The 16,969-nt window shown below is 51.5% G+C and carries 13 protein-coding genes; 2 read left to right on the top strand and 11 right to left on the bottom strand.

The genetic code is table 11. The annotated features are described in order from the left end of the window. Window positions 1-107 precede the first annotated feature (107 nt). The 10 genes from dsrP to ACYC56_RS00575 all read right to left on the bottom strand — a co-directional run bounded on the left by dsrP (window position 108) and on the right by ACYC56_RS00575 (window position 12,872). Window positions 108-1,280: a sulfate reduction electron transfer complex DsrMKJOP subunit DsrP gene (gene dsrP / locus ACYC56_RS00620; protein ID WP_461372235.1), complete on the bottom strand. Its 1,173-nt coding sequence runs from the start codon at window positions 1,278-1,280 to the stop codon at window positions 108-110. Further along, a complete protein-coding gene (gene dsrO / locus ACYC56_RS00615) occupies window positions 1,273-2,073 on the bottom strand; it encodes a sulfate reduction electron transfer complex DsrMKJOP subunit DsrO (protein ID WP_461372234.1) in 801 nt (266 codons plus the stop codon). Before dsrO ends, dsrP begins: the two co-directional genes overlap by 8 nt. Then, complete coding sequence (gene dsrJ / locus ACYC56_RS00610; RefSeq protein ID WP_461372233.1) at window positions 2,073-2,468, bottom strand: sulfate reduction electron transfer complex DsrMKJOP subunit DsrJ; 396 nt, start codon at window positions 2,466-2,468, stop codon at window positions 2,073-2,075. Before dsrJ ends, dsrO begins: the two co-directional genes overlap by 1 nt. After that, the gene (gene dsrK / locus ACYC56_RS00605) at window positions 2,461-4,077 is read right to left on the bottom strand and encodes a sulfate reduction electron transfer complex DsrMKJOP subunit DsrK (protein ID WP_461372232.1); all 1,617 of its coding nucleotides are present in this window, start codon (window positions 4,075-4,077) and stop codon (window positions 2,461-2,463) included. Before dsrK ends, dsrJ begins: the two co-directional genes overlap by 8 nt. A 2-nt stretch (window positions 4,078-4,079) precedes the next feature. After that, window positions 4,080-5,144, bottom strand: a complete 1,065-nt coding sequence (gene dsrM / locus ACYC56_RS00600) for a sulfate reduction electron transfer complex DsrMKJOP subunit DsrM (protein WP_461372231.1) — start codon at window positions 5,142-5,144, stop codon at window positions 4,080-4,082. 23 nt (window positions 5,145-5,167) lie between these two features. Further along, window positions 5,168-5,791, bottom strand: coding sequence for an RsbRD N-terminal domain-containing protein (locus tag ACYC56_RS00595; protein WP_461372230.1), 624 nt, complete (start codon window positions 5,789-5,791; stop codon window positions 5,168-5,170). Window positions 5,792-6,519: 728 nt separating this feature from the next. Continuing rightward, window positions 6,520-10,203: an NAD(P)-binding protein gene (locus ACYC56_RS00590; RefSeq protein WP_461372229.1), complete on the bottom strand. Its 3,684-nt coding sequence runs from the start codon at window positions 10,201-10,203 to the stop codon at window positions 6,520-6,522. Between the two features lie 11 nt (window positions 10,204-10,214). Further along, window positions 10,215-12,002 carry an NADH-ubiquinone oxidoreductase-F iron-sulfur binding region domain-containing protein gene (locus tag ACYC56_RS00585; protein WP_461372228.1) on the bottom strand — a complete coding sequence of 596 codons (1,788 nt, stop codon included), beginning with the start codon at window positions 12,000-12,002 and terminating at the stop codon, window positions 10,215-10,217. Beyond that, window positions 12,003-12,506: an NADH-quinone oxidoreductase subunit NuoE gene (gene nuoE / locus ACYC56_RS00580; RefSeq protein ID WP_461372227.1), complete on the bottom strand. Its 504-nt coding sequence runs from the start codon at window positions 12,504-12,506 to the stop codon at window positions 12,003-12,005. 66 nt (window positions 12,507-12,572) lie between these two features. Further along, window positions 12,573-12,872, bottom strand: a complete 300-nt coding sequence (locus ACYC56_RS00575; RefSeq protein WP_461372226.1) for a hypothetical protein — start codon at window positions 12,870-12,872, stop codon at window positions 12,573-12,575. Between the two features lie 417 nt (window positions 12,873-13,289). Between ACYC56_RS00575 and ACYC56_RS00570 the strand changes: the two genes are divergently transcribed. Continuing rightward, window positions 13,290-13,943 carry a response regulator transcription factor gene (locus ACYC56_RS00570; protein ID WP_461372225.1) on the top strand — a complete coding sequence of 218 codons (654 nt, stop codon included), beginning with the start codon at window positions 13,290-13,292 and terminating at the stop codon, window positions 13,941-13,943. Between the two features lie 14 nt (window positions 13,944-13,957). Continuing rightward, window positions 13,958-15,979 carry a PAS domain S-box protein gene (locus tag ACYC56_RS00565; RefSeq protein ID WP_461372224.1) on the top strand — a complete coding sequence of 674 codons (2,022 nt, stop codon included), beginning with the start codon at window positions 13,958-13,960 and terminating at the stop codon, window positions 15,977-15,979. Here the strand turns inward: ACYC56_RS00565 and ACYC56_RS00560 are convergent. Beyond that, entirely contained in the window at window positions 15,966-16,823 is an 858-nt protein-coding gene (locus ACYC56_RS00560; protein WP_461372223.1) for a universal stress protein, read from the bottom strand. The genes ACYC56_RS00565 and ACYC56_RS00560 overlap by 14 nt on opposite strands. Between the last annotated feature and the right edge of the window lie 146 nt (window positions 16,824-16,969).

Raw genomic sequence — 16,969 nt, 5'->3', positions numbered from 1 at the left:
GGGACCCCAGGTATCAACTTACCCGAGACTTATTGCGGGTCTTTTGATACCTGGGGTCCCTTAAATCAAGGTCCGCATATACCTTTGATCGTTGTATACCGAACTATTTAATGTTCTATTTCTATGCCTGCGTTTTCTTCCCTGACCCCGATAGCCACCTTGTAAAGAATGGTAAGTACCAGGGCCCCGATTGCCCAGACTCCAAGGATTATGAACGACTCAGGTATCGTGGGCCAGTATTCCGTTATCTCGCCAAAGGGATTGGGCACAAATCCACCAACTGTCAAGCCGAACCCCTTATCTATCCATAAAGAACCAAATACTGCGGCGCTGGCCGCTGCCAAGGTATTTTCCCTGTTCCGCGTACGAGGATTGATCAAAAGCACGAGGGCTATCACCGCAAGGATGGCGCTTGTCCACATCAAGGGGACAAGCTTTCCGTGCCCTTCTAGGCCGGCAAACAGGTAGATGAAGGGATGCTTCTCTCCCGGTATGTTGCTGTAGAAGGCGGTAAACATTTCAAGTAGCAAGAAAAATACATTCGCGGTCATTGCGTAGGCTACAATTTTTGCGACTGACCGGATAGCCTCTTTACCGGGGTCGAACGTGGTCAGCTTTCTTACTACCATGGCCAGGATTATCAGCAAAGCAGGTCCTGCGGCAAATGCAGAAGCGAGAAAGCGCGCTGCCATGATAGCAGTAAGCCAGTATTCCCTTCCGGGCAAACCCGCATACAGGAAGGCCGTTACCGTGTGAATGCTGAACGCCCACGGTATCGACAAATAAATGAGAGGCTTGACCCAGGCCGGCGGCGGGAATCCTTTCCGCTCGGCACCCATGGTAGTCCAACCAATTGTAATGTTGAGCGTCAGATAGCCGAACATGACCAAGAAATCCCAGAACATCATAGAATTGGGGGTTGGGTTCAGCGGTAGATTCAAAATTCTCGTGGGCTGGCCCATATCCACAAAGATAAATAACATACACATGGTAATAGCGGCTACAGCCAAAAACTCTCCGAGGATAATCAGCTTACTGAACTTCTTAAAGTTATGCAGATAAAACGGTATGACAAGCATAACGGCAGAGGCTGCGACGCCCACGAGGAAGGTGAACTGGCCGATGTAGAGACCCCACGAGACATCCCTGCTCATGCCTGTTACCCCCAGACCATAACCAAACTGCCGGAGGTAGAACAAGACACCTACGCCTATAATGGCAAGCAAAGCCAACACCCATGCCCAGTAGTTACGACTTCCGTATAGCGCCTTCTCAAGCATTCTCAGCACCTCCTATTATGTAAAAGATATTTGGGCCTGTCCCAAGCTCGGGCTTTCTCTTGATAGCATAGTTTGATTTGAGAGCCTTTCTGACCTCTGAGTTAGAATCTGTCAGATCGCCGAATATCAGGGCACCGTTGGAAGCCTCCGCACAGGCGGGCTGCAGGCCCTTTTCGAGTCTTTCCACGCAGAACGTACACTTCTCGACAACGCCTTTTGTCCTCGTTGGATATTCAGGATTCTCCTTCTTGATAAACGGCCTTGGATCACTCCAGTTAAAGCTCCTTGAGCCGTAAGGACATGCAGCCATGCAGAATCTGCATCCGATGCAGCGGTGCATGTCCTGCATGACGATCCCATCCGACCTCTTAAATGTGGCCTTTGTCGGACAAACCCGTACGCAGGAAGGGTTGTCACAGTGATTACACAACATAACGAAGGGCACTTCCTTCAGAGATTCTTGCATATACTCTGGCTCCTGTTGTTCAGGAAAGGTATGCTCGAACGAGTCCGTCCATATCCATTTAACCTCGTCTTTCGAGTCACCAATAACCGGGATGTTGTGGATACTGTTGCACGAATTTATGACCCTATCGTAATCGTCCTTTGTCTTAAATTTCCGCACGTCAACAACCATAGCCCACTTCCCTGCTGTAAGGGCGCCCGGCGCTGGCATGTACTCCTCCACTTCAGCGGCAGCCTTCGCAATGTCATCCATTATCGCCATCCCGCCCATTGCAAGGACGGCGGAGGCACCTACCATTTTCAGGAATTCTCTTCTATCGATGCTCATTATTTCCCCTCCTTCGGTGCCAAATGACAATCCCAGCAGTAGGGGCTTACACCCGCATAGTTATGACAACTATCGCAAAATTCCTTCTTGTTTGAATGGCACTTCATGCATGTATTCTGCAGGCTTATATCGTATCTCTGGCCGTCACTGGCCACATAGATTCTATTACCATCGCGCACCGCCGCATCGCGCCACTGGTTCAGCAGTTGCATATGCTCGGATTTCATAAATGCCGTTGGTTCGATACACTTCTTTTGTGCTAGTTTCTGTATTGCAGGCGTGTCGGTATTCGGTTCGGGCCTTGCATTGGCATGCCCGATATTGTTATAAAACGGATATGTCGCAAGGGCCAGGAATACAAAGATTCCGAGGATGATTTTGCCGCCATTATACATTTTCAGCACCCTCCTTTTCAGGGAGATCCTCAAGACGCAAATCTTGTGTCCTTTCCTTTTCTCCCTTCATTACCAAAGCATTCGCCACAAGTTCGTGAAGACCCGTGACATCCACGCCGGGAACCCAATACTTCATCAGGGGTGGAAGGGCCGCCCTGTCAATTGCGCATATGTTCGCCAGCATATTCACGCCGTGGTGCTGCTGAACGTACTTAACCGCATTTGCTCTTGGGAAACCACCCCTCATCCTCAGCTCCATATTCTCTCCTGCATTTAAGCCCGAGCCACTGCCGCAGCAGAAGGTCTTTTCTCTGATGGTTTCTTCAGGCATCTCGTAAAAATGCTTGACTACATTGTTGAGAACATATCTCGGTTCATCAAGAATCCCCATGCCTCGTGCGGTATTGCAGGAGTCATGGTAGGTCACTCTCAGGTGGTCGTTGCGGCTTGGGTCAAGCTTTAACTTGCCATGCTTAATTAGATCAGCGGTAAATTCGGCGATATGAACCATTTTTGTGGATGCGGCGTTTTCGAATCTGGTACCTGTTATAGGTGAGACCGGAGCCTTAAGAAAATCAGCAGGTCCATTCCATGTGTCCATGTACTGATTTACGACCCTCCACATATGGCCACATTCACCGCCGAGAATCCATTTTACACCCAATCTTTTGGCCTCAGCGTATAACTTATAGTTGAGCCTCTTACCCATCTCCATGGAGGTGAAAGAACCAAAATTTCCACCCTCAGATGCGAATGTGCTCCATGTGTAGTCAAGACCGATTTCGTGGAAGAGCATCATATAACCCATGGCGGTAAATGTGCCGGGGTCACCAAACAAGTCGCCGGAAGGCGCAACAAAGAGGATTTCGGCCCCTTCCCTGTTAAAGGTCGGATCAACCCTGATGCCCGTTATCTCCTCTATATCATCTACCATAAACTCAATATTGCTTTTAACTGTGTGAGGCTCAAGCCCAAGGTGGTTTCCCTTCATATAGCAGTTCGCTACAGGGCCTGCGATCCAGTCCGTATTTAGACCAAGCAGATTCAGTATCTCCCTGCCGATCATAGTGATCTCGGCCTGATCGATACCGTACGGGCAAAAGACTGAACAGCGACGGCACTCCGAACACTGGTAAAAGTAATACCACCACTCTTTAAGTACATCTAATGTAAGCTCTCTGCCGCCCGCATATTTCCCCATTAATTTGCCTGATGTCGTGAAATATCTTCTATACACAGATCTCATAAGCTCTGCCCTGAGAACAGGCATATTCTTGGGATCTCCCGTACCAAGGTAGAACTGGCACTTATCGGCGCACGCACCGCATCTCACACAGATATCCATGAAAAGACGAAAGGAACGGTACTTTTCAAGCCTTTCTTGCATACCGTTTAAGACTATCTCTTTCCAGTTTTCGGGTAGTTTCCAATCTTCATCCGTTGGAGCCCACTTCCTGGGATTTGGCATACTAAGAGTCTCAAGATATTCGGGCCGTGTTCCGTTGCAAAACATTCCATCTTTAAATTCGACAGGATCATCCATCCATCCCGTTCTAGGGCGCCTATAATCTATCTTTGAAAGCTCCTCTGGTTTTGGAGTCTTTGCCATGCTCACTCCTCCTTTCCTACTGGTACCCCAGCGTCTTGATCCCCGAATTCCTTCTCAAGCTCTTCGGGCGATGGCGCTGGGTAATGTTCGACCGGTATCCCGGCTTTTATCATTTTCTCTCTGAATTCATCCTCATACTCATCGTATGTATGGACCTTGACGGGATAATCCCATGGGTTAACGTGTCTTACCGCACGGCTATCATTCGCCAGATTCCTTGTGGGGCTGAGGTATATGCCGCCCGCATGCATTAGTTTGCTGAACGGGAAGTAGGCAAACAGGGTGCTAACAAGAAATACGTGGACGTAGAATATAGCGCCGACTCCCGCCGGGACGGTCGGGTTAAAGCTTGCCAAACCCATTGTTAACTCCTTGACGCTTACAATATCCACCTTGAAGAAATACCTCATAAGAATACCTGTAGAAGCAACTGCTATGATCAAGAAGAGCGGAAAATAATCAGCTGCAAGGGAAATATAGCGGACCGGACGTACATAAAACCTTCTGAGTAGGAGATACGTCACAGCCACCAATAATATTACGCCTGTTAAATAAAGCCTTGGGGCGCCGATCTGAAATAAACCATCGAGGCTCTCAAATAGACTTACAAATGAAGGAACAGGTGTTATAAACAACCTGGTGTGTCGGAGCAGAACAATTAAGAATGACCAGTGAAATGCTAGCGCCGCCAACCACAGCCACTTGGCGGAACCATAGGCAAGCCGCCCATCTTTCAATTCGCTTTTAGTGTTCCTGAAAAGCGAACGGAAAAGAAGTATCTCAAGCGCCATTCTGCCAACTACGCCCGTGCCACTGGAGGGATTATCCAGTTTAGCTTGTTTTATCCATTCAAAGGATTTTTGCTGGCCACCGGTTGTAGTGATAGCAAAAGGAACGGGTGACTTTCCCCATTTTATTACGCGATAAGCGACTCCAACGAGGAATACTAGAACCGCAACGTAAGGTATAACAATTCCGAAGAAAGACTGCATACCGGCAGCTGCAACGCCAACATAAGCCAGTAGGATAAGCAATACAACTACAACAAAGGAAAATAAGGCTCCCATTCTATCCACCTCTTTTCTTTACTTTAAATTTGTTGTTTCACCATTTTTGGGCCTTGCCCTTGCGTCCCGTGCGAATGATTTTCTCCGCGCGGCAGATCGGTGATAATAAACTCCGACCTTTCTTTTTCTTGCATCTCTAATAGCTGGTATTCCCTCTGCAACAGCCTGAAGGCCCTATCTCGTACCTCGCTCGCCTTTAGTTCATAGAGCTTTTCGCGCGATTCCATGTATATATCAAAAGACATAAGTGCAAGGGTATCTAATTTTGACTCAAACGCAGATATTATCGAAGCATCTATGACGCTACTCTGACCGCTCATATTCTGAAGTTCTTCATTGACGATCCTTCTCAGATCGAAAATAAAGGCTACGGCTTGGGAAGCAGAAAAATCCTGTACCGCTCTGATCTTGATGATTTCGTCCAAAAAAGGCGTGATCTCTTCAAAAGGCGCCTCCTTGATGAGTCCATCAATAAGACCATTCATCCCATCATAAAGTGTATATCCTACCGGATCTGTAAACCTGTTTTTTCGCCCTTTTAAGAGACCCGCATACTCGGGAGAATATGTCGCCAATATCGCATCAAACCATTTCTGCAAAATAGCAGGCTTCTTCTCTTTTAAGATGTCCTCCAGTTTCATCTCCATTTCACCTCCATTTCTAGTAATTTCTGTATTTTGGGTGTAACGGTCTTTGGTTCGGGTCCCACATTGCCCTGGGTCATAATTAAGATGGACAGAGTAATTGGGGTGAAGGCTCCGATACCCATCATAAATGGAAAACCAAAGTTTATGCCGAAATGTTACGATTAATTTTCAAGACTATGCCCCCTGCGGGTATAAGTTTCAGCCAATTTTGATCTAAAATAACCAAAAGACAACGGCAACTCTCAGCCCTTATCAGAAGCGCAATAAAAACACATATAGTATGTAACAATTGTTCCAATCAGCGTAACATTGCCGCAAATACTTGTCAAGTGAGTAGCAAATATATTTCCTGGGAATTGATTGAGTACTTCCGGTACGTTAGATAACCTACCAACCGAGTCTAGCCCGTATCCATTTATCGAGCCTTTGCAGTGTTTATGGGGTTTCAGCAAGGAAAACATACCTGCTCACCCTATGAGGTATTCATTGAGTTCGTTAATTCGCTCACCGATGACCGCTGCGCATGCTGGGCGCGGTGAAAAAAGGTAAGGGCGGAGCTGATCCCGCCCTTACTTATGGTATTCATAGGTTGCCGAGCCTGCTTTTGTGAAAGATAGGACGCCGTTAATGGCCGGAGTGCTGTTGTGGGAGCAACCATTGCAGGCGAACTTGGCGTCGGAACCCCGTTACCCTAATCCAACGCTGGCGATTAATACCAGCAATGCTTTCTATTTTCCTTTCGCCCCATACTCGGCCATTCCTTCGAGCCAGAGCGGCGATATAAATGTCGTGTTCTCATCGCATGTCGACAGCTGTATCCCGCCCTCGGGTATTTTATCGAACTTTAGACGGCCGTAATCCGGCACCGCCTTGGTTATCTCTCGGAATATCTCGGGTACGCCCTTGTACTTCATGGTATACCCCAGAGCCGTTGAGAGTTCGCTAAGTACCTGCCAGGTCTGCTTGCCCGCTTCGGGCGGTACCGCTTGATGAAGGCGCTGGATTCTCAGCTCGGCGCTCGTGAACGTGCCGTCGGTCTCTGCGAAGGTGCTGCCCGGCAGAATGACATCCGCCTGCCCCATTCCCTCAGTAAATACCGGGGATATCAGCACCGAGAACGCCCGGCTGGTACCGATGTGCTCGATATCGAGGTCATCGTTACTGCCCCCGATGGCTATAAACCCGCGAATAGTGCCGGAGCCCGCCTTCTGCATCATCTCCTGGGCGCTTATGCCCTTGCGGTTCGGTAGGCTTTTGCCCCACAGCTCTTTGAGCCGCTCGCGCGGAGTCGCATCGAACACCGGCTCTTGTCCGGGGAGGTACTCCACCGATACACCCATATCTATTTGTCCTTGGCTGTTACCGTAGGTGCGCAGGGCGATAATACCCGAGCCGTTTCTGGCGACATTTCCTGTTACTAATGCCAGGTTGCTTACCAGCGCCAACTCAGCCATCCCTATCGCGTCGGCATCGACCACGATCATCGGGTTCTTGGCGCGCAGGTACATATGCAGCAGCTCTATTACCTTGGACGGTTTGACCCAGAACGCCTCGTCCCAGGTCTCGAGTGAATACGGTTTCATATTGTGCTCGAGTACCTGCAGGCCCAGGGTGCGCTGTTCGACGAACTCCCTATCGACCAGGTCGTAATGGAAGACGTAGTTGAGCATGGTCTGAAGCAGCTCTTCGGTCATGCGTTTGCTTACTTTAAGCGTCGCTTCCGCTATCGGGTCGAGTCTGGTCGCTTCGGAGTTGACGATGATAAGCTTACTGCCCTTATCCACCGCCTCTTTTATCTTTAGCGAGACGATCGGATAATCGGTGCAGACATCGCTTCCGAACACAAACACCAGGTCGCTGTTTACAAGATCCTGGAACGAGCAAGTGGATGAATTTTTGCCGAAGCATTGAGCCAGCGCATTGTTCTCGGGAAGGCCGAACGAATTGCCGATGCTGTTCGTCCCGAGCGCCATCCTGGCCAACTTCTGCGCCAGATAATTCTCTTCGTTCGTCAGTTTGGGCGATACGAGAACGGCTAGTTTATCGCTTCCGTATTGCGCCTGGGCCGCGTTAAGGCCGGCGACGGCCGCCTCTAGCGCCTCTTCCCAGGTGGCCGGCTCAAGCTGCCCGTCGCGTTTCACGAGCGGCGTGGTTAAGCGATGCGGTCCGTGCACGAACGACGTACCGTACGCGCCCCTCTTGCACAGGTTGCCATCGTTTACCTTGTTGGCGAGCGGCGAGATCACCTCGACCACCCTGTTGCCTTTTACTCTGAGATCGAGCGAGCAGTTGATACTGCATTGCGGACACGCCGATGGGATATCGTCCGTCTTCCATGGGCCCGGTTTTGGCAGAGATGTTTTCACGGTAAGCGCGCCGGTCGGGCACGTCGAAACGCATTGGCCGCATGATTCGCATTGGGTTTCCGCCAGCGGAATGCCCAGCGATGGCTGTATCAACGTCTCAAACCCGCGGTGCACGAAGCTTATCGCACCGAGGCCCATAAGCTCTGAGCAAATCCTGGCGCATCTGCCGCACAGGATACACTTGTTGTTGTCCCTCTCGATAAACTGGTGGTCGTTGGCAATCGGCAGCCGGTGCTTCTCCCCGCTAAACTTGGCGGCCTCGACACCGTACTCGGTCGCAAGGCTTCTGAGTTCGCAATCAAAAACATCCGTACAGCCGCACGAGAGACACCTCATCGCCTCTTTGCGAGCATCCTCTTCGGACAGTCCGGTCTCTACCTCACGGAAATTATGTTTTCGCTCGGCGACGGAGATCGCCTGCATCGTAGCTCTTGGGATTTTCGGTTTATCCGCAAATTGCGTCGGGTCGATCTCGTTCAGCTCACCCTTTGAAGAGTTGAATGGTTTTACCGGCGGGATGACCGGCTGGCCATTTAGATACCGGTTCATGGAATACGCGGCGCGCTTGCCGGCCCCGACTGCTTGAACGACCGTAGCGGGCCCGCTTGAACAATCGCCACCGCTAAAGACACCGTCTACCGAGGTCTGCATGGTCTCTTTATCGACTTCGATATTACCTCTCGAGTTAAGATTCGGGGCTAAGCCGCCATGGAGATACGGCATAGCCAGCGACTGGCCGATAGCCGCGATAACGGTATCCACCCGCATCACGAACTCGGAGCCTTCTACGGGAACCGGTCTGCGCCGTCCCGAACTGTCGGCTTCACCAAGCTCCATTTTTATGCACTCGATACCGGTGGCGCGACCGTTCTCCTCGACTATCCTTACGGGAGCCGTCAAGAAGTGGAATTGCGCCCCTTCATGCTCGGCCTCCTCTACCTCCTCGGCTGCAGCCGGCATCTCATCCCGCGAGCGGCGGTAGAGCACCATGACTTCTTCTGCGCCCAGCCTCATGGCGGTTCGTGTTGCGTCCATGGCGGTGTTTCCTCCGCCGATAACCGCAACCCGCTTTCCCAGCTCGACCTTTTTTCCCTGTACGACATCGCGCAAGAAGTGGATTCCGGGTAGAACCCCCTCGAGGTCTTCTCCTTCGACGCGCATCTTTTGGCTAGCGTGAGAGCCGAGCGCTACGAATATCGCTTCAAACCCGCTGTTTTTCAGGCTTTCGATCGTATACTCTTTTCCGAGTGCGCTGTTTAAATGGACGGCATCGCAGAGCGCCGTTATTGTCGCTATCTCTTTATCGAGATCCGCTTTTGGCAAACGGTATTCGGGAATCCCATAGCGGAGCATGCCGCCAAGCGCCGGAGCCGAGTCGAGAATAGTTACCCCGTGTCCCTCAAGCGCCAGGAAATATGCCGCCGACAATCCCGCCGGGCCGCCGCCGATAACCGCTACCTTATGACCTGTCGGCGATTTGACCGCCGGCATCACGGGGCCGTTCGCCTGCTCCATATCATAATCGGCTACAAACCGTTTCAACGCATTGATCGAAACCGGCTCGTCGACCAGGTTCCTGCGGCAGTTTTGCTCGCAGAAACGCGGGCAGACCCTACCGCACACCGATGGCAGCGGATTGCTCTCTTTTATAAGCTTCAACGCTTCCTCGTATTGTCCATCGGCGATAAGCGCGAGTTGCCCCTGGATATCTATGCCGGCCGGACAAGCGAGTTTGCAAGGAGCCACGCAGTCCCCATAATGGTCGGAGGCCAACAGCTCCAGGCAAACACGCCGGAGGGTAGCGATGTTATCGGTATGCGTGCTGACACTCATACCTTCACTTACCTGGTTTGCACAGGCCGGAACCGGACCGCGCGCACCTTGTACTTCAACTAAACAGATACGGCAGGCCGCATACGGCTTGAGCCTCGGGTCGTGACACAAGGTCGGCACATCGACGCCGTTTTGCTTCGCTGCCTCCAATATCGTGCTTCCGGCTTCGGACTCAACGGGCCTGCCGTTTAATTCAAATTTAAGTTTCGCCATTTCTACCCTCCTTAATAGACAGTAATCGCTTTTTGTTTACATACGTTCATGCAGAGACCGCAGCGAACGCATTTTTCATCGTCAATCGTGTGGGCCTGCTTTTTCGGGCCGGATATCGCTCCGGTCGGGCAGTATTTCTCGCAGAGCATGCAGCCCGTACATGCATCCTGGATAACCTCGTAGGTAATAAGCGCCTGGCATTTTTTTGCGGGGCATTTCTTATCGTAGATATGGGCCTCGTACTCTTCCCGGAAATACTTGATAGTGGTAAGCGTCGGGTTTGGAGCACCCTGCCCCAGGGCACACAAAGAGGCACGCTTGATACTTGCCGCAAGGTTTTCAAGAAGCTCGATATCGCCCTCTTTGCCGTCCCCATTGGTGATGCGCTCAAGTATCTCGAGCATCCGTTTAGTGCCGATCCTGCAAGGGACGCACTTCCCGCACGACTCGTCCTGTGTAAAGTTCAGGAAGAACTTTGCGAGATCGACCATACAGGTGCTCTCGTCCATAACGAGCATACCGCCCGAGCCCATAATGGCGCCGAGCGCCTGCAATGAGTCGTAATCGACCGGGGTGTCGGCAAGGCTCGCGGGAACGCATCCACCGGATGGGCCACCCATCTGAACCGCCTTAAATGCGAAATCGGATGAAGTGCCGCCGCCCACGTCAAAAACAATATCCCTGATGGTCATCCCGATGGGAACTTCCACAAGGCCGCCGCGGGCTACTTTTCCGGCAAGCGCGAACACCTTGGTGCCCTTGCTTTTCTCGGTTCCGAAAGCGTTGTACGCCGCCGCGCCATTAAGGATAATCCATGCTATGTTAGCGAACGTTTCAACATTGTTGATGCTGGTCGGTTTTCCCCAAAGCCCGGCATCGGTTGGGAACGGGGGCCGTGAGTTCGGCATGCCGCGCTTGCCTTCGATCGACATCATAAGCGCCGTTTCCTCACCGCATACGAACGCACCAGCGCCCTCGCGTATCTTCAGGTCAAAGTTAAAATCGGTCCCCAGAATAGATTTTCCAAGAAGGCCGCGCTTTCTCGCCTGCGAAATCGCAAGTTTTACCCTGCGGACCGCAAGCGGATACTCGGCGCGGCAATAGACATAGCCCTCGGAGGCGCCCATGGCGTAAGCTGCGATTAGCATACCCTCTATGACACTATGAGGATCGCTCTCAAGAACGCTTCTGTCCATAAACGCTCCGGGGTCTCCTTCGTCGGCGTTGCAGATTATATACTTTGGAGAACCTTTTGCGTTTCTCGCAAATCCCCATTTCATTCCTGTAGAAAAGCCGGCTCCACCCCGTCCCCGTAGGCCCGCTTCCTTAATCACGCTTATTACCTCTTCGGGCGTCATGGTTTTTACCGCTTTTTCGACAGCCTGGTAGCCGTCCGCGGTCATGTAGTCATCGATACTTTCGGGGTCGATAATCCCGCAGTGACGGAGCACGATGCGCTGCTGTCCGGTCATAGGGCTTTTCTCTTGAAGGGAGGTATCGCCACCCTCAGCCATAACCAGCCACTCGAGAATCGGCTCTCCTTTTTCAATGTGCTCGTCGACAATGCGTTCGACCATTTTTGCAGTGACGTCGCCGTAGATATAGCGCTCGCCCTCAGAAAGCGAGACTTCGACAAGCGGCTCTTTATAGCACATGCCGATGCAGCCCGTTTGCTGTAACTCGACCTCTGTATCTTTAAGCTTTGCGGACAGGGCCTCAAAGACCGCACGCCCGCCCGCGGCGATTCCGCACGAGCCCAGACCCACCTTAACGACTTTGGTTCTGTTTATGGTCTTCATCTATGCACCATCCCCGTCTTTGCACTTGCATTTCTTGATAACTTTGCGAACCGATTCGGGCGTTAAATGTCCGTGAATCTCTTCATTGATCATCAACGCCGGGGCCGAGCTGCAGCAGCCGAGACAGGCCACCTGCTCTATGGTGAATTTACCGTCCGGGCTCGTTTCGCCCTCTCGTGCGCCAACCTCTATTGCGATAGACTCGGCGATTCGTTCCGCCCCGGCCAGGTGACAGGCGGTCCCATGGCATACCTTAACAAGGTTTTCGCCCAGCGGCTCAAGCCTGAACATGTTGTAAAATGTGGCGGTCCCATAAATCTCGCCGTTTGTGATACCTGTGATCTTCGCAACACGGTCGATTGCGATCGGCGGGATATACCCGTAGGTTTCCTGTACTTCCTGCAGGATCGGGATGATCGCACCCCGATCCGCATTATGCTTGTGTACTATCCCATCGATAACCGAGAAACTGGGCGTTTCTCTGGCTCGAGTTTGTGTAACCAAATTTCACACCTCCTGATAACGTCATTATCGTTCGTTCGTTTTTTAGCAAACCAATAGGGTCACAAACTAAAACCCGGTGTGTGTCAGCGCCTTGAGGAGCTGCTTCTTTGATGAGCGGTGACGCTCGTAAATGCTTACGATGCGAAGCATCTCGATGTTCTTAACCCACGAGTTCTCACGGATTTTGTTGGACAGCGACTCAATGCTAACCGGCGCCTCGACCATGATGACCATGTCGCAATCGCCGATTACCGGGTCGACAAAATCGACGCCCTGAATCTCTTCGAGTTCCCTCACCGCTTTTACGAATTGCTGCTGGTCCATGTCGTCAACCACGTCCACCATTAGATAAGCTCTTAATCCCATTTTCCTCCCCCTTCTTAAGCCGGTGTTCATGCCATTGAATCCATTTAATCACCCAACCGCCATGAGACGCATCGGCATCCGTACCCGTCTTGCCTCATGAATAACTAGCAACTTGGCTCGCCCTATTTGCGGTTTTAGACTCCCTGCTTCTGGGTAAGCTGCAGTAAATGATTCAGTATTTTCACGGGCTGTTTCTCGGCAAATACTTTGTTGCATATTTGACAATCTAAGCGCATAATACATAGTATCGGGAGTTACAAACACTAGTGGTGGGTTCCCTACCAGGCTATTATCTTGAACGCCGTGTGCAACTGAATCTAATGGTTTACACGGATTGATAGAGCCTTACCATAGTGCGTTTCACAAGCGCCGCGTGGTTCCATCACATGTGTTTTAGGTAGGGTCAAGGGGAGTAGTATGACGAAGATTCGGGTTCTACTAGCGGACGACCATGCTCTTGTGCGCGAAAGTATCCGCCAGTTTCTTGAAAAGGAAACTGATATCGAAGTGGTCGGCGAAGCCGGGGACGGTGAACAAATGGTGGCATTGGCCGGGGAACTCAGGCCGGATGTTATCGTTGCCGATGTCGCGATGCCGAAGATCAACGGTATCGAGGCGACAAAACAAGTCAAAGCGCTCGACCCCTCGATAGCTATCCTAATCCTTACCGCCTACGATTTCGACCAGTACGTCTTTGCCCTTCTCGAGGCCGGGGCGGCGGGATATCTGCTTAAAGATATCTGCTCTCAAGAGTTGATAAACGGTATTTATGCGATTCACAGGGGCGATTCCGTCCTTCACCCCACCGTCGCCCGCAAGGTAACTCAACGCTTTAGAAAGATGCATAAGAATCAGGAGTTGCAATCCTTCGAGCTCTTAACAGACAGAGAACTCGGCGTACTCAGACTCGCGGCCCAGGGCAAGACCAACAAAGAGATTGCGGATGAACTCTGCTTAAGCGTGCGCACCATCGAATCTCACGTCGGGCATATCTTTAACAAGCTGGACGTGGGCTCCCGTACAGAGGCGGTCATACTAGCGCTTAAAAAGGGCTGGGTAGGGTTGGCGTAAAGCGGGGTTGTAGTGTGAAAAGCTCGAACCAGAACAATGTAAAAGCGGTGGAATACGCCGAACATCCCGTGCGAGATCTGCATTTCTGGCTCATCGCCCTCATAACATTCCTTATAACCGTCTATTATTACAGCGACCAGGCACTCAGCTCCTGGTTTCCGGCCTTGTCGTTACCTTTCGGCTTTACGAAGCACTCGATAGATCATCTACTCTATCTCATCCCGGTCGTATACAGCTACCTTGCTTTTAACTTAAGGGGCGGCCTTATCGCCTTATTGGTCTCGTTACTGGTGGTCCTCCCTGACGCTTTGTTCATCTCCCCTAATAAAACAAGCGCCTTCATCGAAATATGCATTATCGGTGTAGTAAGTATCGCCATTTTGTTCAGAATCAATTCTCAAAAATTACATCGTGAACGCGCCCGAATAACTATGCAACGCCTCGAGTCGACGCAGAAAAAGCTTCATCTAAAGGTTCGCGACTCGATAGAACAGGAGAACCGCCTTGCCGTCATCACGGCCTTCTCCGCGATGCTGAGCCAATCGCTTGATATAAAACAGGTCATCGAAACCGCCATCGAGATGGTCATGGAGGTCATGAAAGTCGAGGTCGTTCTCATATTCTCACTGGATAAACAAGCTAAGGAGCTAAGGGTTACGGGGTTTGAGGGCGTTAAGCAGGAATACGCTACAGCGGTTGACGGAATGAAGCTGGGTGAAGGTTTTTGCGGACGCGTCGCCAAGACGGGAAAGCCCTTGCTCATCGAGGACACATCGACCGACTCCGAGCTTACCACCGATGATACACGGCGAGAAAAGATAAGGACCCAGCTAAGCGTACCGCTGCGCTCCCGGGGCAAGATTACCGGCACATTGTGTGCATCAACACGGTCGCCACGCCAATTTACACACTCAGAGATCGAGTTACTTACCGCTATCGGCAACCTCACCGGTATCGCCATGGAAAACGCGCGCCTCAACAACGAGCGTGAAACGGCAACCGAGCAGCTCAAGCAATCCGAAAAGAAATACCGGGAGCTGTTCGAGCACGCCCAGGACGCCATCTGGGTTCAGGACTTATCCGGCAAGATCACAGCCGCAAACCATGCCGCGGCCAATCTTTTCGGCTGCCCGCTCCCCGAATTGATAGGGGCCGACACTCAAAAGTTCTTACCGATAGATGAGATACGTATGTCCCAAAAAGTGCGTGAGCGGCTCTTAGCCGGGCAAACAATAAAGCAGCCTTACACAAAGAAGCTCATAAAGAAAGACGGTAATGAAGCGATACTTACCGTCACCACTAATTTGATTTCAAATAACAGTCATCCCAACGGATTTCAGTTTATAGGCAGGGATATAACCAAGGAAGTACGGATGCAGGAGAACTTGAGCTTTTACCTTCAGCAAATCACGCGCGCCCACGAAGAAGAGCGCCAGCGTATCTCACGCGATTTGCACGACTCGACCGCCCAGAACTTGATCGCCACCCTTCACCAGCTCGAGAATTTCTGCCAAACCGATGAATATCTACCGATGCCCAAGCTGCGCTCGCTCTGGAGCCTTCACGAGCAGCTCAAAGACCTTTTACAAGAGATCCGGCAGCTTAGCCGGGATTTACGGCCGTCGATTCTTGACGACCTCGGCCTTCTGCCTGCAGTAGACTGGCTTACCGAGCAGATCAAAGTCGAGCATCGAATAACCGCAGATCTCACGGTATCCGGTAGTGAAAAGCGCTTTACGCCCGAGATCGAGGTGACGCTGTTTAGAATCATCCAAGAAGCCCTCAGAAACATAGCCAAGCATGCTGAAGCGACAAAAGCGAAGGTCAACATTGATTTTAAAGATACCGAAACCAGGGTGACTATCAGCGATAACGGTAAGGGCTTCAGGCTGCCGCCGACACTTGGCGATCTCTCTCGCCATGGCAAGCTCGGTATCGACGGCATGCAAACCCGGGCACGGCTGGTAGGCGGCACATTCTACGTCCATTCCCGTAACGGCGAAGGCACTACGATTACAGTGACTATCCCAGCGTAGTGGTCTTCACGACCAGCACGGGGCACGGTGCGTGGCCGATTACTTTTTCGGTTACACTGCCCATCAGCAGGCGTGCCAACCCCGTTCTTCCGTGGCTTCCCATCACTATTACGTTGGCCTGCTGCTCCTCGGCAAGCTCGATGATCCTATCTTGGGAGACCCCATCCATGACGAACGTTTCGGCTTTCACGTTAAATTCCTGTGCTCTACCCTTAACCGTTTCAACGATGGCCCGCGCCTTTTCTTCCATCCGCTCCAGCGTATCGGGCGCATCTCCATACGCCTCATACGGCACATCGACAACCGACACGACCTTAAGGGCGGACCCATAATGGCTTGCAATCTGTATCGCCTTATCGGCTGCGCTCTTGCTATACGCCGACCCATCAGTTGCCAGCAAAATAGTATTCCAATTAAGAACCGTGTTATCTGGCACGACCAGAACATCCATTGGGCTGTATCCGATAACCCGTGCGGCAACGCTTCCCAACAATAGCCTGCCAAGCCCGGAGCGTCCTTTCTGCCCGACCGCGATCAGGTCGGCGTCCCGCTCCTCGGCCACATCGATTATCGCCTTATGCGTATTTCCTTCAAGCTCTATCGCCTGGACCATCGGGCATGCCGCCGCCGGCTCCTCTAATGTCGATACCGCCTCACCAATCGATGACATATAGAATTCGGTTACCTCATCGGCCCCAAAAGCGCCTAGCCCATCCTCAACCCTTGGAACGACCGTTACCGCCGCTATATTGCATCCGCTCTCCTTTGCAACATGCGCCGCCTGAACCAGCGTATTCTTGCTGGACTCAGACCCATCGAATGCAACCAGAATATTCTCATACATACCTTCCGCCTCCCCGGCCTTTCTATCACAAGTTCACGTAGTAACTTATACCCCACTTCTTATGCATAATATTCCCACTTTCATTAGAACTTAATCGCTCCGCATGTGCTTGCCTGGTTGATTTCAAAAATAAAAAAACGGCGGAT

The sequence above is a fragment of the Candidatus Aquicultor sp. genome (assembly GCF_054640775.1).
Note: the sequence above shows the minus strand (reverse complement) of the source record. Positions and strands in the feature narration are given on the sequence as shown.

Excerpts from the sequence above, each read along its gene's own strand:
- dsrP (WP_461372235.1), bottom strand. The coding sequence starts at position 1,280 with ATGCTTGAGAAGGCGCTATACGGAAGTCGTAACTACTGGGCATGGGTG.
- ACYC56_RS00570 (WP_461372225.1), top strand. The coding sequence starts at position 13,290 with ATGACGAAGATTCGGGTTCTACTAGCGGACGACCATGCTCTTGTGCGC.
- ACYC56_RS00590 (WP_461372229.1), bottom strand. The coding sequence starts at position 10,203 with ATGGCGAAACTTAAATTTGAATTAAACGGCAGGCCCGTTGAGTCCGAA.
- dsrK (WP_461372232.1), bottom strand. The coding sequence starts at position 4,077 with ATGGCAAAGACTCCAAAACCAGAGGAGCTTTCAAAGATAGATTATAGG.
- ACYC56_RS00585 (WP_461372228.1), bottom strand. The coding sequence starts at position 12,002 with ATGAAGACCATAAACAGAACCAAAGTCGTTAAGGTGGGTCTGGGCTCG.
- ACYC56_RS00560 (WP_461372223.1), bottom strand. The coding sequence starts at position 16,823 with ATGTATGAGAATATTCTGGTTGCATTCGATGGGTCTGAGTCCAGCAAG.
- ACYC56_RS00575 (WP_461372226.1), bottom strand. The coding sequence starts at position 12,872 with ATGGGATTAAGAGCTTATCTAATGGTGGACGTGGTTGACGACATGGAC.
- ACYC56_RS00595 (WP_461372230.1), bottom strand. The coding sequence starts at position 5,791 with ATGGAGATGAAACTGGAGGACATCTTAAAAGAGAAGAAGCCTGCTATT.
- dsrO (WP_461372234.1), bottom strand. The coding sequence starts at position 2,073 with ATGAGCATCGATAGAAGAGAATTCCTGAAAATGGTAGGTGCCTCCGCC.
- dsrM (WP_461372231.1), bottom strand. The coding sequence starts at position 5,144 with ATGGGAGCCTTATTTTCCTTTGTTGTAGTTGTATTGCTTATCCTACTG.
- dsrJ (WP_461372233.1), bottom strand. The coding sequence starts at position 2,468 with ATGTATAATGGCGGCAAAATCATCCTCGGAATCTTTGTATTCCTGGCC.